Raw genomic sequence first — 13,939 nt, 5'->3', positions numbered from 1 at the left:
ACCATTCCCTCCGGGTCTGATGTTATGCCTCAAACACAAAAATTCGGACAGGCTCACGAAGGTAGGTCAATCGGGCATTCTTATGGGTGTTCATCCGGGGCAGGCTCTCAAGGTGACTGGGGGTTTGGCGATTTCCAGTCTCTCAGAATCTCCCCGGGTGAACACCCGAAACAACCTATTGAAACTTCACAGCTAGAGGCGGCCATTGCCCGCGCAGCCGAAGGAAACACCCGCGACAAGCTCCCCATGAGCAGCCGAGAGAAAACCGAGACGGCGTGGCGGCTCACCCTCGCTGAGACGTCATTCTCCAAGGCCAAAGTAGCGGAGCTATCAGGCGCCAGCGCCCGCACGGTCGCCACAATGCGGGAGGTCCGGGCGAAGCTCATTCAACTGCACCCCGAGCGTGACCTCAGCGAACTCAGTTGGAACCGCGCCCGGATGCTCGCCAAAGGGGAGGAAGCCGAAGAAATCAACTGGGATGACCGCATCGAACAGGAGGCACGGGAGTTCGCCAACCTCTTGGCAAAGCACCTTGGAAAGCGCGGGCACCAGCGACGCGAGGCTTTCGCCAGGGCACTGGAAATCTACGATGACGGCCTGCCGGCCTTCTTGCGGGGACATTGGGCGACGGACGATGATGAGGAAATCGACATCGACGACTGACCGCGCCCCGGCATGTGCATCCTTATGCCTGTGCAATTGCACAGAGAAGGCCCCAGCGGAGTTCAGGAGCGCGGCCGGGGCGGCGTCACATCGAACGTGATCCGCTCCAGAATCTCGACCTTAACGCGCAGCGGCGTCTCACCCCGATAGCCACGCTTCACGGCGCTTTCGCCTTCGCGCGAGTGCCCCGAGATTGCATCGGCGCGGGGCTCATTGATCTCCTCAGCGCGGGCCATGAAGGTCGAGCGGAAGGCGTGGAAGCCAACCAGACGGGCGCCCCGCGACTCGTCACGCAGACCCAGGGCCTGCAGATGAAGCCGGAACCACCGCTCAGCGCCACCCGCTGCTCTGCCCTTCACCGGCGCCCACATGGGGAATAGCAGCGCCTCGCCGGCAGCCTTGAGCCGCTTCACGTAATCCACGAAACCCAGGCCAACGAGGGTGGAATGGACCGGGACACGACGCTTCGAGGTCTTGTTCTTGACTGATTTATCCACGCCCTCGGCAGCTGCGCCCTCTTCCGTGATGTCGAGGAACCAGACCCCCGGCGCCTGCGGGTCATCGTCCCGGATGTCGCACTGCGGATTTAGTTGGCACAGCTCATTGATCCGGGCGCCCGTGTAGAGACCCAGGAGCGGCAGCCAGTAAGCCGACGCCTGCGACGGGTCCGCAGCGAAGGCCGCAGCCTCGGGGCCCTCGAATAGTCGCTGAAGCTCTTCGGGACGCATCGGACGCTGACGGTTCTTGCCCTCCTCCTCGGTTCCTCGGTACTTGATGCCCTCGGTCGTCAGGTGAATCGGCCAGCCGTTGTCCCCGAAGGTCACGCGGGCGTACTTGAAGAACGACCGCAGCGCCATCTTGTACGTGTCGTCGAAGGTCTTTTCGGCCATGCGCTCCGGCCAGTCCATCGCGGCAAGCTCCTGGACGGTCTTGCCGGTCTGGCGGCGCTTGTCCAGCCAGCGCGGCGGGAGGCGCTGAATCATGTCGAAGAACTCCGTGACGGGCTTCTGGCGAAGCTGGGAAACCGGCACGTCTCCCATGAACTCGATGAACAGCGGCAGCACCGCCTCATACTTCTTCGTCACCGGAGCCTTCGGGTCGTGTTGCTGCACAAATGCCGCCTTGACCACCGAGAGCAGCGGAGCGCTGTCAGCCTCCACAAGCACAGACACCGCCGGGGCGGGACGTGGTTGAGGATTGGGCGTGGAATCAAAGCCACCGGCTGCGCGTTGCTTCACGACCTCCGCAACTTCAAGACAAGCCTCCGCGAAGGCCAGCGCCGCGTCAGTCGCCTCCGACGATGACTTTTCAAGCGGCACTCCGACACCCGCCATGCGACGAAGCGCTAACGCCTCGAATTCATCCAGCACACCGGGAAACGCGCCCTGGACTGCCAGCCGGGCGGAATCACGATCAATACCGATGACGGACAGGCGATATTCAGCCGAGAACGCCCCACCGTCGGCGAGGAGCCGTCGCCCGACCGCAGAAGCATCAGCCGCCAGTTTCTCAGCCTTGAACCGGGCAACCTCGCCGGCCAGCACCTCACCGAGTTCTTGCGGGGTGAGTCCCGGACGAACGGGAACGGCAGTTCCCCCCTCTACCACCCGTCGAAGCCCCTGGAACCGGGCTGAGAGGTCAGCCAGCCAGCGAAGGCACTCCGCCCGCGCCTCTCGGGCATCGGCGGTCTTGGTTGAAAATGTGAGGGTCTTGACCCCGCCGAAGTGCGGGAGAAGGTCGGCAGGAATGCGCTTCTTGTGGCGCCACTGCTCGCCGTGGCGTTCAAGCGTGGGGTGAGTCATCTTGTCGGCTTTCATCCTTGGATTTTAGCTGGATGTTCCCAGCGAAGTTCCCAAGAAAGCCTTCGGGGGTCGTCTGCAACCCCTTGAATTACAAGAAACCCTAGAAAAAACAAAGGCCCCTTTCGGGGCCCGTGTCTTTTTTGGCGGAGAGTGAGGGATTCGAACCCTCGATGCAAGTTTTAGCTCGCATGCTCCCTTAGCAGGGGAGTGCCTTCGACCTCTCGGCCAACTCTCCGCAACAGCCCGCCATTATAGGTAAGAGCGGACTGCCTGTCAAATCAAGAAGTGGCCTGATCGAGGCCGAATGCGCGATGCAGCACGCGGACGGCCAGCTCGAGGTACTTCTCGTCGATGGCGACGGAAATCTTGATTTCGGAGGTGGAGATCATCTGAAGGTTGATGCCCTCTTCCGCCAGAGTACGGAACATGCGCGATGCAACGCCCGGGTGGGAGCGCATGCCGACACCGACGATGGACACCTTGGCCATCGTGCGGTCGCCCTTGATCTCGCGCGCGCCGATGTGGGTCTGCACGCCTTCGAGGATCTTCATCGCCTTGTCGTAGTCGGGGCGATTCACCGTGAAGGAGAAGTCGGTGGTGCCATCGTGGCCGACGTTCTGGATGATCATGTCCACATCGACGTTGGCATCCGCCACCGGGCCGAGGATCTGATAGGCGATGCCCGGCTTGTCGGGAACGCCCAGCACGGTGATCTTGGCTTCGTCACGGTTGAAAGCAATGCCGGAGATGATCGGCTGTTCCATGTTCTTGTCTTCCTCAACGGTAATCAGGGTGCCCTCGCCTTCCTCCTGGAACGAGGAGAGAACCCGCAGCTTGACTTTGTACTTGCCGGCAAATTCCACCGAGCGGATCTGCAGCACCTTGGAACCGAGGCTGGCCATTTCCAGCATCTCTTCGAAGGTGATGGTGTCCAGCTTGCGTGCTTCCGGCACGACGCGGGGATCGGTGGTGTAGACGCCATCCACGTCGGTGTAGATCTGGCACTCGTCGGCCTGGATCGCGGCGGCAAGCGCCACACCAGTGGTGTCGGAACCGCCACGACCAAGCGTGGTGATGTTCCCGACCTCATCGACACCCTGGAATCCGGCCACGACCACCACTGCGCCCGCATCGAGATCGCGGCGGATGTTGTCGCCGTCGATATCCAGAATGCGTGCCTTGGTGAACGAACTATCGGTTAGGATACGCACCTGGCCGCCGGTGTAACTGCGGGCCTTGATGCCGATTTCTTCGAGGGCCATGCACAGCAGACCAATCGTGACCTGCTCGCCGGTGGAGATCACCACGTCGAGTTCACGGGGGCTGGGGTTAGCGCTGACTTCCTTGGCCAGTGCGATCAGACGGTTGGTCTCGCCGCTCATCGCGGACAGGACGATCACCATCTTGTGCCCCTGGGCATGGAACTTCGCGACCCGCTTGGCCACGTTCTTGATCCGTTCGGGGTTGCCGACGGAAGTGCCGCCATATTTCTGAACTATGAGCGCCATCTTGACTTCTAAGAAGATGAGGATGTGGAAAGCGCGTGATCTTAGCGGATAACGCGAACTCTTGCAGCTTTGACGCAGTGCCGGCTACTACCCGGGGGCGGGTGTGCATCTCGTCACAAAGAATTCGTGTGGTAAACCCTAACCCATCCAAATATACCGTTGTATGTGTTGCGAGTAGTGATCTATACTTTCCGACATATAACGAAAGTTATAGCAGACAACAGCGAAACCGTTGTTAATAACGAACAGAGTCAAACCCTTGAGGAACAAAGAGATGAAAACCACCGAAAAAGTTGATGTCCGTGAAATCCGCCGCAAGCTGGGCATGAACCAGTCCCAGTTCTGGTCCAAGATCGGCGTGACCCAGAGTGGCGGTTCGCGCTATGAAAGCGGCCGCAACATCCCCCGTCCGGTTCAGGCGCTGCTCCGTCTGGTGCACATCGAACAGGTCGATATCACCAAGATCAAGAAGGACGACGTCGAAGTGGTCGAGTACCTGAAGGCCACCAACCCCGAGCTCTTCAAGACCCTGAAGAAGGAAGCCCGTGCCAAGCGCAAGGAACGCGTTTCGCACTGAGCAGCCGGCGTAGCAGTACTCAAGGGCTGACCGTCACGGTCAGCCCTTCCCCTTGCAGCCTGTCACGTATCTGGCTGGCGATCGCATCAAGCTCCTCCGGCGTGAGGCGCTGCAGATGCACGGCCTCCGGCTGATACGACGGTCGCGCCACGCCGTACAGCAGCACGCCCTTCAGCCCCGCTGACGGGTCGTTTTTGCGCGCCTGCTGCAGGGCGTATTCCAGCATCGCCAGGTAGTTTCCGATCTGATCCTGCGATGGCCGAGCGCCATCCCAGGCGAACACGCACGTCTGTACCCACGTCGGGCACAGCGACATGCACAGCGCCAGCCGCCGGGCATGGGTCCGCGGGTCCACATCGATCCCGTTGATGCGCTGGATGTCGTCCGCCGTCCCGGCATCGAACTTGAACCACACCTCGCCCCCCGCCAACGCCAGCCGCTTCAGCGCCGCCTGCACATAGGGCCGGTCAATCAGGCTTCCATTGGAGATGAGCCGCACCGGCACCGCCGCGAGGCCGGCCTCGTCCCGCGCCGCGATCACCCGTTCGACGATTTCGTCGAAGGCCTTGCTGCTGGTGGGCTCGCCGTTGCCCGAGAAGGCGATGTCACGGATCACCCGCGCATCTGGCGGCACGTGCTCTTCCATGAAGCGCCCGCTGCACAGCGCCGCCAGAAACCCGCGCAGTTCCGCATCCAGCAGCGCCACGTCGATCTCGGGCGCCGCACCGCGGACCAGCCCCGGCACCTGACAATAGGCGCAGTGCCAGTTGCAGGCGTTGTTGGGATTGAGGTTGATGCCCACCGACACGCCGCCGGCACGGCGCGAAACCACCGGATACACGTAGGTCAGGCTGCTGAAACTGCGGTTGTGATCAGTGACCGTGAGCATCTGCCCGGGGGTTTTCATGGTGCTGTCCAGCTGTAAAAACGAGGTGCGTATAATACGGGACCTTTTTTCCTACCCGGAGCCTTGCGCCCGGAGCATCCATGCAGATCACGCGCCGCCTTGAATTCGACGCCGGCCACCGGATTCCCGATCACGCCAGCCAGTGCCGCCACCTCCATGGGCACCGCTACGCGCTGGAGATCACCCTGTCCGGCGACATCATCCGCGCCGACGGCCTGCCGGCCAACGGCATGGTGGTGGATTTCGGCGACGTGAAGGCCATTGCCAAACAGCACGTTGTGGACGTGTGGGATCACGCCTTCCTCGCCTATCGGGGCGACACCGCGGTGGTGAACTTCCTCCAGGCCATCCCCGGCCACAAAACGGTGCTCCTCGACGTGGTGCCCACCGCCGAGAACCTCGCCGTCGAAGCCTTCCGCATCCTCGACCCGCTCTACACCGGCGTGTATCAAAACCACGTCCGCCTCGAGCAGGTCCGCATCTACGAAACCCCCAACTGCTGGGCCGACGCCCACCGCAGCGACCTGGGCTGACGCTCAGGCGATCTTCAGCGCCAGCTTCCCCACGCCTTCCACGCCGGCCTCGATCGCATCGCCCGACACCACCGGGCCGACGCCTTCGGGCGTGCCGGTGAAGATCAGATCGCCCGGCTCCAGCCGGAAGAGCGTGGAAAGCCGCGCGACGATCTCCGCCACAGACCAGATCATGTCCGCCAGATCACCCCGCTGACGGGGCTGGCCGTTCACCGTCAGCCAGATCGCCCCGGCCTGCGGATGGCCGCAATCCGCCACCGGCACCAGCGGCGCGATGGGTGCCGAGCGGTCGAAAGCCTTGGCGGCCTCCCAAGGATGGCCCTTCGACTTGAGCGCCGCCTGCAGGTCGCGGCGGGTCATGTCGAGCCCCATCGTATAACCCCAGATGTGCGCCAGCGCCACCTCCACCGGGATGTCGGCACCGCCCTGGCCGATGGCAACCACCAGCTCCGCCTCGTAGTGAAAATCCCGCGTCTGAGTCGGGTAAGGCAGTGCCAGCGACGCCCCCGGCACCACCGCATCGGCCGGCTTGCAGAAGAAGAACGGCGCCTCGCGGGTCGGGTCGGCGCCCATCTCGCGGGCGTGGGCGGCGTAGTTGCGCCCCACGCAGTAAATCCGCCGCACCGGAAACACGCCGGCACTACCCGCCACCGGCACCAACGCCTGGGCCGGCGGTGCAATCACGAACTCGGTCATCGTCTGTCTCTCCAAAACGCCCATGATGCGCACCCGCCGCCCGTCTTGCAAACCCGGCGCGGTAACCGGCTACCACCCATCCCAGCCAGCGGCCGGCCACACTTTCTCCGCGGTTCCCCATCCACCCGAACGGAGCAAGACATGGCCAAGAAAATCCTGATGATCTGCGGCGACTTCTGTGAAGACTACGAAACCATGGTGCCGTTCCAGGCGCTCCAGGCTGTAGGCCACACCGTCGATGCCGTCTGCCCCGACAAGAAGGCGGGCGACACCATCGCCACCGCCATCCATGATTTCGAGGGCGACCAGACCTACACCGAAAAGCGCGGCCACAACTTCGCCCTCAACGCCACCTTCGCCGACATCGACCCATCGGAATACGACGCCCTGGTGATCCCCGGCGGGCGCGGCCCCGAGTACCTGCGCATGTACCCGGAAGTGATCGCCGCGGTGCGCCACTTCTTTGCGGCCAACAAGCCGGTGGCGGCCATCTGCCACGGCGCCCAACTCCTCGCCGGCGCCCGCGTGCTCGAGGGCCGCACCTGTTCCGCCTACCCGGCCTGCCGGGCCGAGGTCGAGCTTGCCGGCGGCACCTACGCCAACATCCCGGTGGATCAAGCCGTCACCGATGGCAACCTTGTCACCGCCCCGGCATGGCCTGCCCATCCGGCGTGGATCGCCCAGTTCCTGGCAGTGCTCGGCACCCGCATCAGCTGATATCTGCCCATCGGCACAAAAATCCCCGCCAGCTCTTACAATAAGCTGACGGGGTTTTCCCGCTTTCCTGAGCCCGAACGATGTGCCAGATCTTCATCAACGCCGACCCTGAGCTCTACGCCACCCGCAGCCGCTCGATCCGCCTGCATGGCGTCGCCACCAGTCTGCGCCTCGAGAACCTGTTCTGGCAGGTGCTCGGCGAAATCGGCGAGCGCGACGGCCTCAGCGTGCCCCAGCTCCTCGGGCGGCTCTACGACGAGCTCACCATCAGCGGCCGGCACGACGAAAGCACGAACTTCACGTCCTTCCTGCGTGTCTCCTGCCTGCGCTACCTGCAGTTGCAACTGGCCGGCCGCATCCCCGCCGACCCCCGCGTGCCGATCCGCGACCTCGACCCCGCCTGGGTCCTGGCCGCCGAACGCCGCCCCTCCGCCTGAAGGCCCCCCCCAATGATCGACCTGTACTACTGGACCACCCCCAACGGCCACAAGATCACCCTCTTCCTCGAAGAGACCGGCCTGCCCTACACGCTCCACCCCATCAACATCGGCAAGGGTGAGCAGTTCCAGCCGGATTTCCTGCGGCTCGCCCCCAACAACCGCATCCCCGCCATCGTCGACAACGCCCCGGCCGACGGCGGCGAGCCCGTCTCGATCTTCGAATCCGGCGCGATCCTGCTCTACCTTGCGGAAAAGACCGGCCAGTTTCTCTCCACCGATCTGCGCCAGCGCGTCGACACCCTTCAGTGGCTGTTCTGGCAGATGGCCGGCCTTGGCCCCATGGCCGGGCAGAACCACCACTTCACCCAGTACGCCCCCGAGCAGGTGCCCTACGCCATCGACCGCTACGTGAAGGAGACCGCCCGCCTCTACGCCGTGCTCGACCGCCGCCTTGCCGACCGCGCCTTCATCACCGGCGACGACTACACCATCGCCGACATGGCCTGCTACCCGTGGATCGTGCCCCACGAACGCCAGCGCCAGAACCTCGACGACTTCCCCAACATCGGGCGCTGGTTCAACGCAATCCAGCAGCGGCCGGCCACCGTGCGTGCCTATGAAATCGCAGAGCGCATCAACCCCAGCCAGCCGCCGATGAGCGACGAAGCGAAGAAAGTGTTGTTCGGACAGGACGCCAGCACCGTCTCCGGGCGCTGACTTTCCTCAAGCAACAGGACGGCGGGGCGCGCTTACGGTAAAATTGAGTGTTTTGCTGAAGCCGCCTTAACGCCCCGGGCCCAAGACCGCTTCACCCTCCACCCGGCCCGCGCCCCCCGCTCCCATGATTGCTCCCATCGAACGCTTCGATCAGCTCGACCTCCAGGCGCCGATTCTGGCCGCCCTCGCCGAGATCGGCTACGAAACCCCCTCGCCCATCCAGGCCGCCTGTATTCCGCACCTCCTCGCCGGCCACGACATCCTCGGCGAAGCCCAGACCGGCACAGGCAAGACCGCCGCCTTCGCCCTCCCGGCGCTTGATCGTGTCGAACTTGCCCAGCGCAATCCGCAGGTGCTCGTCCTCGCCCCCACCCGCGAGCTCGCCATCCAGGTCGCCGAAGCCTTCCAGCGCTACGCCAGCAAGATGCCCGGCTTCCACGTGCTGCCGATCTACGGCGGCCAGAGCATGGTCGTCCAGCTACGCCAGCTCCAACGCGGCGCCCACGTGATCGTCGGCACGCCTGGTCGGGTCATGGACCACCTCGAGCGCAAGAGCCTCAACCTCGACAACCTGACCACCCTGGTTCTCGACGAAGCCGACGAAATGCTGCGCATGGGCTTCATCGATGACGTGGAATGGATTCTCGAGCACACCCCCACCGCCCGCCAGACCGCCCTGTTCTCGGCCACCATGCCGGACGCCATCCGCCGCGTCGCCCACCGCTACCTGCGCGACCCGAAGGAAATCAAGATCAAGGCCGCCACGGCCACCGTCTCCACCATCCGCCAGCGCTTCCTGCAGATCGCCGGCCCGCACAAGCTCGACGCGCTCACCCGCATCCTCGAGGTCGAGGACGACTTCGACGCCGCCATCGTCTTCGTGCGCACCAAGACCGCCACCGTCGAACTGGCCGAGAAGCTCGAAGCCCGCGGCTACGCGGCCGCCTGCCTCAACGGCGACATGACCCAGCAGCTGCGTGAGCGGGTCATCGAACAGCTCAAGAACGAAACCCTCGACATCGTCGTCGCCACCGACGTGGCCGCCCGCGGCATCGACGTGCCCCGCGTCAGCCACGTCATCAACTACGACATCCCCTACGACACCGAAGCCTACGTCCACCGCATCGGCCGCACCGGCCGCGCCGGGCGCTCCGGCAACGCGATCCTGTTTGTCGCCCCGCGCGAGAACCACCTGCTGCGCCAGATCGAACGCGCCACCAAGCAGCCGATCGAGCTCCTCAAGCTGCCCAGCCGCGAAGCCGTCGCCGACAAGCGCGTCGCCGCCTTCCGCCAGCAGGTGAGCGAAGTCCTCGAATCCGAAGACCTGAGCTTCTTCCTCGACGTCATCGCCGGCATCGAAGAAAAGCAGGATGCCAGCGCCCACGAGATCGCCGCCGCGCTGGCCTTCCTCGCCCAGAAGGATCGCCCGCTGCAGATGCCCGACACCGGCAAGCCCGACATCGCCCAGCTCGCCGCCGGCAAGACCGACCGCCCGGCCCGCGAGCCGCGCGAGAACCGCGGCGAGATCCTCGAGCGCCGCCGCGACTACGCCGAAGGCCGCCTCGCCCGCTACCGCATCGACGTGGGTCGCGAGCACATGGCCAGCCCCAAGGATATCGTCGGCGCCATCGCCAACGAGGCCGGCATCGAAAGCCGCTTCATCGGCCAGATCAACCTGTTCGAGGACTACAGCACCGTCGAGCTGCCGGCCGATCTGTCCAACGACGTCGTCCAGATCCTGCGTCGCGCCCGCGTGCGCCAGCAGCCGCTCAACCTGCGCCTCGCCAGCCCCGAAGAGGCCAGCCGTGAACGCGGCCGCCCCGCCGGCCGCGGCGCTCCGCCGAAGAAGCCCTTCCGCAAGGACGGGCCCGCGGGCGGCTTCAGTGGCGGTTTCAATGGCCCCAAAAAGCCCGAGTTCTGACAAGGATCAGAAGCTCCGCCTCAATACGGTGCGTAGATGAGGCGGGGCTCTGTTAAAATCCGGTTACAGTCATACTCCTGCAACAAACAAACTATGTTCGGACGCCTGCTGCCCCAAGAGGGCCGTTTTTTTGAACTTTTCAACAGCCACGCCGAGCAGATCGTTCTTGGCGCCCAGGCGCTGGTCGCCCTGATGGATGATCTCGGTGGTGCCGAAAAGCACATCGCAGCCATCGAAGAAATCGAACAGATCGCAGACAAGATCACCCACGAGACCGTCGCCCAGGCTCACAAGAGCTTCATCACCCCGCTCGACCGCGACGAGATCCACAGCCTCATCAACGCCATGGACGACATCCTCGACACCGTCCAGGACGTCGCCGAGTGCACCACGCTCTACCACATCCAGCGCATCACCCCCGAAGCGCAGCAGCTGGCCAACGTCAGCCTGTCCTGTTGCACCCGCGTCAAGATCGTGGTCGGCCTCATCTCCAACATGGACAACGCCAGCGCCGTACTGCAGACGTGCCAGGAGATCGACCGCCTCGAGACCGACGCCGACCGCATCATGCGCGGCGCCATGTCCAAGCTCTTCCGTGACGAGCGCGACGCGCTGCAGGTCATGAAACTCAAAGCCATCTACGAACAACTCGAATCGATCACCGATCGCTGCGAGGACGTCGCCAAGATCGTCGAAGGCATCGTGCTGGAAAACGCCTGAGCATCGCCATGGAACCCGTACAGATCGGTTTCTGGGTCATTGCCGGCCTGGTCGTCGTTGCGCTCGTCTTTGACTTCATGAACGGCTTTCACGACGCGGCGAATGCCATCGCCACCGTCGTGTCCACCGGGGTGCTCAAGCCCCACCAGGCTGTTGCCTGGGCCGCCTTCTTCAACTTCATTGCCCTGTTCATCTTCCAGCTGAAGGTGGCCAGCACCGTCGGCAAGGGCATCATCGACCCCACCATCGTCGACCACCACCTCATCTTTGGCGCGCTCCTCGGCGCCATCGCCTGGAACGTCGTCACCTGGTACTACGGCATCCCGTCCAGTTCGTCCCACGCCCTCATCGGCGGCATCGTCGGCGCGGCCATCGCCAAGGCCGGCACCGAACCGCTGATCGGCGCCGGCATCGCCAAGACGGTCTCCTTCATCATCATTTCGCCGCTGCTCGGCTACATCCTCGGCTCGCTCATCCTCGTGATCGTCGCCTGGATCTGCCGGAATAAAACCCAGCGACGGGTCGACAAGTGGTTCCGTCGGCTCCAGCTCGTCTCGGCTGCGCTGTACAGCCTCGGCCACGGCGGCAACGATGCCCAGAAGACGGTCGGGATCATCTGGATGCTGCTGCTTGCCGCGGGCGTCACCGCCCAAGGTGACCCGGTTCCGTCGTGGGTCGTCGTGCTGTGCTACATGGCCATCGGCCTCGGCACCCTGTTCGGCGGCTGGCGGATCGTCAAGACGATGGGCCAGCGCATCACCAAGCTCAAGCCGGTCGGCGGCTTCTGCGCCGAAACCGGCGGTGCGATCACGCTGTTCCTGGCCACCGCGCTGGGCATCCCGGTGTCCACCACCCACACCATCACCGGCGCCATCGTCGGTGTCGGTTCGGTGCGCCGGACGGCCGCCGTCCGCTGGGGTGTCGCCGGCAGCATCGTCTGGGCATGGATCCTCACCATTCCCTGCTCGGCCCTGATCGCCGCTGGCGGCTACTGGATCGGACGCACCCTGTTCTGACCTGACAACCGGCTTGACGCGCCGGATCGGAAACCCGATCCTCTCGCATCAAGCCGGTTTTTCATTGAACAACGCCCCATGGCCACCCCCACCCTCAAGCAACAGAAAACCTTTGCCCTCGTCCGCATCATCGGCGGCTTCGCCGCGGCGATGGTGCTCGGCTATTCCTTCATCGCCAACGTGATCGCCGGCCAGCCAATGGAAGGCGCGGTGCTGCTGACCGGCATCATGGCCCTCGTCGGCCTGGGCTACTCGGCCTTCTACACCCGCAGCCTGAGCCGCATCGCCGAGGCGGAAAAAACCGCCGGCGGATCTTGATCCGCAGCGCTTCCAGCCTGGCGGCCAGCGCCCTGGCGGTTGGCGCGCTGCTGCTCGGCGGCTGCGCAAGCACCGGGCCGGTGGAATCCCGGCCGTCCCCGAAGCTTCCTCCGGCAAGCGGCAGCACGCCTCCCCTGCCCCAGACGATTCCGGCCCCTCAGCCCGAAGCGCCAAAACCGATTCTCACGCAGCCAGCTCCGGCACTCCCCCCCACCGTTCAGCCCGCACCGCGCCCTGCCGCGCAGGTCGTGCTCGGTGAGCGGGAAGGCCGCGCCCTTGTCGCCGGCTTCCTGCCGCCCTACGTCAAGGATCGCGACGGCTGGGCCACCGACATCCACACCGCCTTCAGTAGCCTGCGTCTGCCGCTCACGCCGGACAACATCTGCGCCGCGGTTGCCGTCATCGAGCAGGAATCCACCTTCCAGGCAGACCCGGTGGTACCCGGCCTGTCCCAGATCGTCTGGAAGGAAATCGACACCCGGCGCGAAAAGATCCACCTGCCCCGTCTGCTGGTGGACGCCGCCCTCCTCAAGACCAGTCCCGACGGCCGCAGCTACAAGGCGCGCATCGACAGCCTGCGCACCGAGAAGCAGATGAACGCGCTGTTCGAGGACATGATCTCCGAGCTGCCCAATGGCAGATCCCTGCTGGGCGGCTACAACCCGGTGCGCACCGGCGGCCCGATGCAGGTCAGCATCGCGTTTGCCGAAGAGCAGGTGCGCGAAAAGGCCTACCCTTATCCGCGCCGTGACTCCGTGCGCACCGAAGTCTTCACCCGCCGCGGCGGCGTGTACTTCGGCATCGCGATCCTGCTCGACTACCCGGCGCCCTACAGCAAGATCCTCTACCGCTTTGCTGACTTCAACGCCGGTCGCTTCAGCAGCCGCAACGCGGCCTTCCAGTCGGCGGTCGCCCGCCTGTCCGGCCAGGCGCTGGCCCTCGATGGCGACCTGCTGCGCTACAAGGACGGCGCGCCCGCCGCCGAACCCAGCGCGACGCTGTCGGCCCTCGCCACCATCAACGGGCGGCTGGGACTGTCCCGGGATGCCCTGATCCGCGACCTGCGCCTCGAAAAAACCCCCGCTTTCGCCCAGACCGCGCTCTATGCCAGGGTCTTCGCCCTCGCCGATGCGGCGGCCGGTGCGCCCATGCCCCGCGAGGCCATGCCGCAGATCGACCTGAAGAGCCCCAAGATCCAGCGCAAGCTCACCACCGCCTGGTTCGCCGAGCGCGTGGACGGCCGTCACCGAACCTGTCTCGGACGCGACCGCTCGGCCCTGCCCTAGGCCGGCAGCCCCGCGAATTTCCTTGATCCAGGCCAGATTCCGGGCCACTCCCACGCTATACAATCGAGTACAAATCGCGGCTTCAAGCCGTGGTTTAATGCTGCGCTATAACGATGAC

The 13,939-nt window shown here is 64.5% G+C and carries 15 protein-coding genes and 1 tRNA gene; 11 read left to right on the top strand and 5 right to left on the bottom strand.

Annotated features, from left to right (window positions below; translation table 11 throughout):
* On the top strand, positions 1 to 663 hold a 663-nt coding region (locus tag Q0672_RS13990), incomplete at its 5' end, for a hypothetical protein (protein WP_298623058.1).
* Between the two features lie 62 nt (positions 664 to 725).
* Here the strand turns inward: Q0672_RS13990 and Q0672_RS13985 are convergent.
* From Q0672_RS13985 to Q0672_RS13975, 3 genes are all read right to left on the bottom strand, one after another.
* A complete protein-coding gene (locus Q0672_RS13985; RefSeq protein WP_298623057.1) occupies positions 726 to 2,480 on the bottom strand; it encodes a site-specific integrase in 1,755 nt (584 codons plus the stop codon).
* A 126-nt stretch (positions 2,481 to 2,606) separates the two neighbouring features.
* Positions 2,607 to 2,700 (bottom strand) — tRNA-Ser (locus Q0672_RS13980).
* Positions 2,701 to 2,743: 43 nt separating this feature from the next.
* Positions 2,744 to 3,973 (bottom strand): aspartate kinase, encoded by a 1,230-nt coding sequence (locus Q0672_RS13975; protein WP_284186661.1) that lies wholly within the window; start codon positions 3,971 to 3,973, stop codon positions 2,744 to 2,746.
* Between the two features lie 274 nt (positions 3,974 to 4,247).
* Here Q0672_RS13975 and Q0672_RS13970 point away from each other — a divergent pair, with 274 nt between their 5' ends.
* Positions 4,248 to 4,550, top strand: a complete 303-nt coding sequence (locus Q0672_RS13970; RefSeq protein ID WP_153163469.1) for a helix-turn-helix domain-containing protein — start codon at positions 4,248 to 4,250, stop codon at positions 4,548 to 4,550.
* 19 nt (positions 4,551 to 4,569) lie between these two features.
* Here Q0672_RS13970 and Q0672_RS13965 read toward each other — a convergent pair whose 3' ends face one another.
* Positions 4,570 to 5,439, bottom strand: a complete 870-nt coding sequence (locus Q0672_RS13965) for a radical SAM protein (protein WP_298623056.1) — start codon at positions 5,437 to 5,439, stop codon at positions 4,570 to 4,572.
* A gap of 98 nt (positions 5,440 to 5,537) precedes the next feature.
* Between Q0672_RS13965 and queD the strand changes: the two genes are divergently transcribed.
* Complete coding sequence (gene queD, locus Q0672_RS13960; protein WP_298623055.1) at positions 5,538 to 5,990, top strand: 6-carboxytetrahydropterin synthase QueD; 453 nt, start codon at positions 5,538 to 5,540, stop codon at positions 5,988 to 5,990.
* Between the two features lie 3 nt (positions 5,991 to 5,993).
* Here queD and Q0672_RS13955 read toward each other — a convergent pair whose 3' ends face one another.
* Complete coding sequence (locus tag Q0672_RS13955; RefSeq protein WP_298623054.1) at positions 5,994 to 6,686, bottom strand: fumarylacetoacetate hydrolase family protein; 693 nt, start codon at positions 6,684 to 6,686, stop codon at positions 5,994 to 5,996.
* 141 nt (positions 6,687 to 6,827) lie between these two features.
* Between Q0672_RS13955 and Q0672_RS13950 the strand changes: the two genes are divergently transcribed.
* The 8 genes from Q0672_RS13950 to Q0672_RS13915 all read left to right on the top strand — a co-directional run bounded on the left by Q0672_RS13950 (position 6,828) and on the right by Q0672_RS13915 (position 13,821).
* Complete coding sequence (locus Q0672_RS13950) at positions 6,828 to 7,403, top strand: DJ-1/PfpI family protein (protein WP_298623053.1); 576 nt, start codon at positions 6,828 to 6,830, stop codon at positions 7,401 to 7,403.
* 80 nt (positions 7,404 to 7,483) lie between these two features.
* Entirely contained in the window at positions 7,484 to 7,840 is a 357-nt protein-coding gene (locus Q0672_RS13945) for a ribbon-helix-helix domain-containing protein (protein ID WP_153163473.1), read from the top strand.
* 12 nt (positions 7,841 to 7,852) lie between these two features.
* Entirely contained in the window at positions 7,853 to 8,560 is a 708-nt protein-coding gene (locus Q0672_RS13940; RefSeq protein WP_153163474.1) for a glutathione binding-like protein, read from the top strand.
* 124 nt (positions 8,561 to 8,684) lie between these two features.
* Positions 8,685 to 10,481, top strand: coding sequence for a DEAD/DEAH box helicase (locus tag Q0672_RS13935; RefSeq protein WP_298623052.1), 1,797 nt, complete (start codon positions 8,685 to 8,687; stop codon positions 10,479 to 10,481).
* 93 nt (positions 10,482 to 10,574) lie between these two features.
* Complete coding sequence (locus Q0672_RS13930; RefSeq protein WP_153163476.1) at positions 10,575 to 11,201, top strand: DUF47 domain-containing protein; 627 nt, start codon at positions 10,575 to 10,577, stop codon at positions 11,199 to 11,201.
* Between the two features lie 8 nt (positions 11,202 to 11,209).
* Complete coding sequence (locus tag Q0672_RS13925; RefSeq protein ID WP_298623051.1) at positions 11,210 to 12,217, top strand: inorganic phosphate transporter; 1,008 nt, start codon at positions 11,210 to 11,212, stop codon at positions 12,215 to 12,217.
* A gap of 78 nt (positions 12,218 to 12,295) precedes the next feature.
* Positions 12,296 to 12,535, top strand: a complete 240-nt coding sequence (locus Q0672_RS13920; protein WP_153163478.1) for a hypothetical protein — start codon at positions 12,296 to 12,298, stop codon at positions 12,533 to 12,535.
* On the top strand, positions 12,532 to 13,821 hold the full coding sequence (locus Q0672_RS13915; protein ID WP_298623050.1) for a DUF1615 domain-containing protein: 1,290 nt from the start codon (positions 12,532 to 12,534) through the stop codon (positions 13,819 to 13,821). Before Q0672_RS13920 ends, Q0672_RS13915 begins: the two co-directional genes overlap by 4 nt.
* The last annotated feature ends 118 nt before the right edge of the window (positions 13,822 to 13,939 follow it).

Source organism: uncultured Zoogloea sp. (assembly GCF_937894855.1).
In the GTDB taxonomy this organism is placed as follows: Bacteria; Pseudomonadota; Gammaproteobacteria; order Burkholderiales; family Rhodocyclaceae; genus Zoogloea; species Zoogloea oryzae.
Note: the sequence above shows the minus strand (reverse complement) of the source record. Positions and strands in the feature narration are given on the sequence as shown.

Excerpts from the sequence above, each read along its gene's own strand:
- Q0672_RS13935 (WP_298623052.1), top strand. The coding sequence starts at position 8,685 with ATGATTGCTCCCATCGAACGCTTCGATCAGCTCGACCTCCAGGCGCCG.
- Q0672_RS13965 (WP_298623056.1), bottom strand. The coding sequence starts at position 5,439 with ATGCTCACGGTCACTGATCACAACCGCAGTTTCAGCAGCCTGACCTAC.
- Q0672_RS13970 (WP_153163469.1), top strand. The coding sequence starts at position 4,248 with ATGAAAACCACCGAAAAAGTTGATGTCCGTGAAATCCGCCGCAAGCTG.
- Q0672_RS13975 (WP_284186661.1), bottom strand. The coding sequence starts at position 3,973 with ATGGCGCTCATAGTTCAGAAATATGGCGGCACTTCCGTCGGCAACCCC.
- Q0672_RS13985 (WP_298623057.1), bottom strand. The coding sequence starts at position 2,480 with ATGAAAGCCGACAAGATGACTCACCCCACGCTTGAACGCCACGGCGAG.
- Q0672_RS13940 (WP_153163474.1), top strand. The coding sequence starts at position 7,853 with ATGATCGACCTGTACTACTGGACCACCCCCAACGGCCACAAGATCACC.
- queD (WP_298623055.1), top strand. The coding sequence starts at position 5,538 with ATGCAGATCACGCGCCGCCTTGAATTCGACGCCGGCCACCGGATTCCC.
- Q0672_RS13945 (WP_153163473.1), top strand. The coding sequence starts at position 7,484 with ATGTGCCAGATCTTCATCAACGCCGACCCTGAGCTCTACGCCACCCGC.
- Q0672_RS13925 (WP_298623051.1), top strand. The coding sequence starts at position 11,210 with ATGGAACCCGTACAGATCGGTTTCTGGGTCATTGCCGGCCTGGTCGTC.
- Q0672_RS13950 (WP_298623053.1), top strand. The coding sequence starts at position 6,828 with ATGGCCAAGAAAATCCTGATGATCTGCGGCGACTTCTGTGAAGACTAC.
- Q0672_RS13920 (WP_153163478.1), top strand. The coding sequence starts at position 12,296 with ATGGCCACCCCCACCCTCAAGCAACAGAAAACCTTTGCCCTCGTCCGC.
- Q0672_RS13930 (WP_153163476.1), top strand. The coding sequence starts at position 10,575 with ATGTTCGGACGCCTGCTGCCCCAAGAGGGCCGTTTTTTTGAACTTTTC.
- Q0672_RS13955 (WP_298623054.1), bottom strand. The coding sequence starts at position 6,686 with ATGACCGAGTTCGTGATTGCACCGCCGGCCCAGGCGTTGGTGCCGGTG.